Below are 1,047 nucleotides of genomic sequence, written 5' to 3'. Positions count from 1 at the left end.
TTGAACTCGCTGCTGCGGTTGTCCAGGTAGCGCTGGCTGCGGGCGGCGATGACCCCGTGGAACGGCTTGAGCAGGAAGGCGCCGAGGTGGATCAGGCCGATCATCAGGGGTTGGGTGGTGTAGGCACCGATCACTAGTGCGCCCAGAACGCCGGCCCCCAGAATAAAGAAGATTACCGTGGGTGCTAGTGACTCGTTGTACTCAAACAGAGGGTCGCGTATCTGATCTGTAATGAAAAGCGGAATGGCCAGCAGGGCGAAAACATAGACCACCGGAACCGCGAGTATCAGCACGGAAAGCCCCAGCTGGCTTTTCAGGAAGCGGATCCGCTCGTGATCCCACCACCAGTCGTCCGACTGGTAGAACTCCGGGTCCTGCTGTTCCTGGTGCTGCACGAACTCGGCGTCTTCCAGTACCCGCTGGTGGGGGTCGATATGGGCGTAGTCGCCGAACGGCAGCAGGGTCTCGCCGAAGCGGTCCCGCGCCCTCGGCGGGGCGGGCAGCGGCGGGATGGCATCCGAGCGATAGGCCCCGGGGCCGTAGTCGCCGGAGGGGTCGGGGCGGCTCATACGTCGAACTCCTGGATGTGCCAGTACAGCGGGTCCTGTGAGCGCCCGGTCAATTGTTTGACGAGCGCAGTAAAGGGATTGTTGACCGTGCGCTGCGCTCGACCCGGTGGCTCGCCATGCTCGCCGTCCCGGTAGGGCTCGTACTGCGTCAGCGCCGGGGTGGGCAGGACCATCTCGCCCCCCTCCCACTGGATGCGCGCCTGCAGGGCGATCCGCAATCGGGCGCTGGACGAGACGGAGACGCCGCCCATCTCGACCTGCTCCTCGGCGACCCGGCGCCGGACCAGAAAACGCACGGCGCTCTCCCGTGGCAGCAGTTGGCGCCGGCCGATCACGAAGGGGTTCATCATGCCGCCGGGTCCGGCTGGAGCCGGGCCTGCTGCTGGCGGTAGGCGTCCATGCCGATGCGGCCGATCTGCGGGGTGAGCCGGCAGCGTTGATTTCGCCAGGGGAAGCGGGCCTGGGCCCTTCGGCGTTC

1 protein-coding gene and 1 pseudogene are annotated in these 1,047 nt (G+C 66.4%); both read right to left on the bottom strand.

Annotated features, from left to right (window positions below):
- Positions 1-569 (bottom strand): annotated as a pseudogene (locus G020_RS0114575) (hypothetical protein); the annotation flags it as partial.
- A complete protein-coding gene (locus G020_RS0114570; RefSeq protein WP_024330103.1) occupies positions 566-919 on the bottom strand; it encodes a hypothetical protein in 354 nt (117 codons plus the stop codon). The gene G020_RS0114570 and the pseudogene G020_RS0114575, both read right to left, overlap by 4 nt.
- Positions 920-1,047: the final 128 nt, after the last annotated feature.

The sequence above is a fragment of the Thioalkalivibrio sp. ALR17-21 genome (assembly GCF_000420185.1).
In the GTDB taxonomy this organism is placed as follows: Bacteria; Pseudomonadota; Gammaproteobacteria; order Ectothiorhodospirales; family Ectothiorhodospiraceae; genus Thioalkalivibrio; species Thioalkalivibrio halophilus.
The sequence above is the reverse complement of the archived record's forward strand: the minus strand, read 5'-3'. Positions and strand labels throughout refer to the sequence as shown.

Bases quoted from the DNA above. Each gene is read 5' to 3' on its own strand.
- G020_RS0114570 (WP_024330103.1), bottom strand. From the start codon at position 919: ATGATGAACCCCTTCGTGATCGGCCGGCGCCAACTGCTGCCACGGGAG.